This is a genomic window from Bacillus sp. P4_D3 (assembly GCF_056401855.1).
Genome location: NZ_JBFUIN010000292.1, coordinates 1 through 3,988, shown reverse-complemented (window position 1 = coordinate 3,988; position 3,988 = coordinate 1). Strand labels below are relative to the sequence as shown.

Genomic DNA, 3,988 nt, shown 5'->3' with positions numbered 1-3,988 from the left:
GTTGTAATACGGGTAATACATCATATAAATCTGTTTCTGTTATTACTTCTCTAATATTCAATATGCCTCTCCCCTAACTGTTTATAAAATTTTCTAAATGTTATATCATCATTATAGAAAGTAACTGTCATTCTCTTAAGTGACAGTTCAATTCTTTTTTATAAGGCCAGTATTTAAAGGAGAACGCAAAAATGGATTTTACTATTCCACTGCAATTAGAAAGTAAAACACCAATTTACTTACAAATTTATGATTATATGAAACGAGAAATCTCTTTAGGAACACTCCCGGCCGGCATACGCCTTCCATCTCACAGAAATTTAGCAGTACAACTTAATATTAGCCGTATTACTGTTGAATCTGCTTATCAACAATTAATAGCTGAAGGATATGTAGAAAGCAAACCGAAACGGGGTATTTTTGTTGCGGAAGTTGATATTGAYATCATGTCAAAAAATGAACAAAATATGTCGTACAAAACTAACAATAATATAGAATCACGATATGACTATGATTGTAGCCAAGGGCTTATTGATCAAAAAGCTTTTCCGATCACAAACTGGAAAAGAGCCTTAAACGAAACTTTATTTCAGTACGAAAATGAATTATTTGCTAAAGAAGACCCCCAAGGTGAGTTCGTTCTTCGAGAACATATTTCAAAGTATTTATATCATGCCCGCGGGGTACATTCTTCACCTGATCAAATTATTATCGGAGCCGGTACGCAACCTCTTCTTTGGTTATTAATTCAACTGCTCGGTTCAAAAAAAGAATACGGAATCGAAAACCCTGGATTTCACCGTGTAACTGCTATGATTCAAAGTTCTGGCCTTCCCGTTCATCCTATCCCTTTAGATGATAAAGGGATTCACATTTCAGCTTTACGTGAATCAGGTGCCAATGTAGCATACGTCACTCCATCTCACCAATTTCCACTTGGAATAATTATGCCTTTATCTAGAAGACTCGAACTATTAAAATGGGCCAATGATTGCGAAGGATATATTATTGAAGATGATTACGACGGGGAATTTCGTTATGTAGGCAAACCTATTCCTTCTTTACAAGGACTGGATTCAAAGGAACGTGTTATTTATATGGGAACTTTCTCGAAATCCTTTTTACCTTCTTTACGAATGGGATATATCGTCTTACCACCTCATCTTTTAAAAATCTATAAAGAACTTGGTGGCATGTTTAAACAAACGGTTTCTACCCTGCAACAACTCGCTTTTGCCACCTTTATTCAAAAAGGTGATTGGGAACGTCATTTAAACCGTAGTCGTACGTTATATAAAAGAAAGCATACATTACTAGTTAAATCTATCAAAAATGAAATGAAATCTCGTGTTCAAATACTCGGCGAACAATCAGGACTTCATATCGTACTTCACGTTCATAATGGAATGAACGAACAAGAACTTATTCATGTCGCTGCGAAACAACGCATTAAGTTGTACCCTCTCTCAACATACGATTCTGTTCATAATTTAAGGGAGGCGTCGTATGTATTACTCGGTTTTGGTAGTATTCCAGAAGATTGTATCGAAACTGTTGTCAAATTACTGAAAAGAGTCTGGTTCCCTAACTAAAAATAACTCCACGCAAGTTATACTTACGTGGAGTTATTTTCATTCACTATTTTTCTGATACTTGCCCTGATCTCGCTGTCCTTCCTGGACGCTTTACACCAGTTGTTTCTGTTGAATAAGAAGCTTCAATTATAGCACTTGGATCTACAGAGAGAACGAGATCTTTCATTTTCGGATAAATGAAACGGTTTGTAATACAATAAATAATTCTCTGGTGCTCTCCCAAAAAACCACCTTCTCCATGTAGATACGTAACAGACAGTTGTAATTCTTTCATAAGCAGTTCGCCAATTTCTTTATTTTTATTCGAAATAATCATGACGCTCTTTCCTTGATTAATACCGTCTAATATGAAATCTATCATCTTCGTAACAATATAGAAAATTGCTAATGAGAACATCGCTTGCTCAATTGAAAATAAAATAGCAACAAATACAAAAATAACCGCATTTACAGCAAGTAAAAATGTACTAATTGGTACTTTAAAATGCTTGTTCATCCAAACAGCTAACATTTCTGATCCGTCAATTGCCCCGCCCATTTTTACAACAATCCCAACACCAACACCAAATAGAACTCCTCCATAAAGTACAATTAATAATTCCGAAGTCGTAATTGCTGGAAATGGTTTTAAATAAATCAATCCGAGTGTTGTCACAACATTTGCATAGGATGTACGGATGAAAAACTTCTTCCCCATTACTTTTGCAGTAAATAGTAAAATAGGAATATTAAGTCCTAAAAAAACTCCGTAAAGAGGTAATCCTGCAACTTTATTTGCCATAATAGCAATCGCAGTTACTCCACCATCTACTAATCCATTAGGCGCTAAAATAAGCTCTAGTGAACCAGCTACAATAATAGATCCAATTGTTAATAATACGTATTCGAATAATTTTTTCATTCATTACCCCCAAAACATATATATTTTCTTAGTATTATCATAACTAATTTTTTTCGCAAATACAAAGAAATTGCTTTATACACACATCCTTCACCTTTTTGTTAATTCTTATGTAGAATTTCAAACTTTAATACACTATATATAGAAATAATAACCCTCCTAATTTTTACCTCTTAATTACATTATGGTATATAATCAATTTATAGAATTTACAGAAAAAGGAGCTCTTTCATGCTACAACAACTCTTCACTTCACCTATCCTATCTGTTCAAGCACTACATCCGGGCTATGAAGACCATGCAAGCGACGTATTTCTTGTTAAAACAGAAGCTGAAAAAGTTATTGTTCGTTCCTCAAAAATGACTGAAGAGCCAAGCAATGATTTTTGGTGGGGATGCAAAAACCTATTTGGAATTGACCCAAGAAATGTACATCATTTAGAAACGATACACGCACTATTGAAAAAGCATACTACCTTACCCATCCCGACTATTTTGCAAAAACATGTTTTAAATGGACGAGAGTATGTTATCGCCGAAAAACTAGCAGGAAATACGCTGCAATCATTTATTGGACAACCTGATTCTATTTTATTCAGCCTTGGAAAAGGACTAGCAGAGATTCATTCATTTAAAGCTAATTTCACAGGAAACCCTTCTGGTACTTTCCAAGTTCCACTTGAAGAATTTAAGTTGCATATTTTAAAAGTAAGCAAGAATCTTGTAAATATGTTTTATTCCGATAATGCGAGCATACATAACGCATTTCATACTTTTGAATCACAACTCTCTTCCTTGCCATCACCGAAGGAATCTACACTCATTTTAATTGATATGGATCCTACTCAGTTTTTATCAGATGGTCAATCTATTACTGGTTTAGTAGATACAGAAGCTTATGCAATTGCTCCAAGAGAGTTCGATTTTATTGGATTAGAATATGTACTTACAGAAAAAGAGGCTCGTGCTTTTAAACAAGGTTATGAGACCATTATGCCCATTCCTCGTCTTGAAGAATGTAGACAACCCTATCGATATTTATATCGCTTATTATCTATTCAAGGTAGTGTGGAGTTAGAAAAGTGGTTATGTCACCCATCCTATTTTTAAATATGATTGAGAGGGATTATGAAATGGATATTCAGAAAAAGAACTTTTTAGTTGAAAATGAAATACAACAGCTGAAAGATTTAGCTCATGTTTGCGGGCAACACGATAAAATTGATTACTCGTCAGATTTGCATGTCAACTTTTTAACTGCCCGTAATAAAGAAGTGGTAAATGATTTTCTATTTTATGATGATACTCAATTAATCTGTGCATTAAGTATGTATGACTTTGAAAGACCGACTAAACTGGAGTTAATAGGATTTGTTCATCCAAACTATAGAAAACAACATATAGGCACTACTCTTTTACAAACTGCAATGAAAGAAATACAAAAAAGAGAGGCCGATGAAGCCCTTCTTATAATTAATGGTGACTCTATTTC

General features: G+C 34.3%; 4 protein-coding genes. 3 read left to right on the top strand and 1 reads right to left on the bottom strand.

Features of this window, described 5'->3' with window-relative positions; genetic code table 11:
- Window positions 1-191 precede the first annotated feature (191 nt).
- Window positions 192-1,592, top strand: coding sequence for a MocR-like pyridoxine biosynthesis transcription factor PdxR (gene pdxR / locus AC1DTM_RS19615; RefSeq protein ID WP_016104640.1), 1,401 nt, complete (start codon window positions 192-194; stop codon window positions 1,590-1,592).
- 46 nt (window positions 1,593-1,638) lie between these two features.
- Here pdxR and AC1DTM_RS19610 read toward each other — a convergent pair whose 3' ends face one another.
- Window positions 1,639-2,496: a YitT family protein gene (locus AC1DTM_RS19610; protein ID WP_000732301.1), complete on the bottom strand. Its 858-nt coding sequence runs from the start codon at window positions 2,494-2,496 to the stop codon at window positions 1,639-1,641.
- A 231-nt stretch (window positions 2,497-2,727) separates the two neighbouring features.
- Between AC1DTM_RS19610 and AC1DTM_RS19605 the strand changes: the two genes are divergently transcribed.
- Both AC1DTM_RS19605 and AC1DTM_RS19600 read left to right on the top strand, forming a co-directional pair.
- Window positions 2,728-3,606, top strand: a complete 879-nt coding sequence (locus AC1DTM_RS19605; protein WP_016104639.1) for a protein kinase family protein — start codon at window positions 2,728-2,730, stop codon at window positions 3,604-3,606.
- A gap of 23 nt (window positions 3,607-3,629) precedes the next feature.
- On the top strand, window positions 3,630-3,988 hold a 359-nt coding region (locus tag AC1DTM_RS19600; protein ID WP_477000691.1), incomplete at its 3' end, for a GNAT family N-acetyltransferase.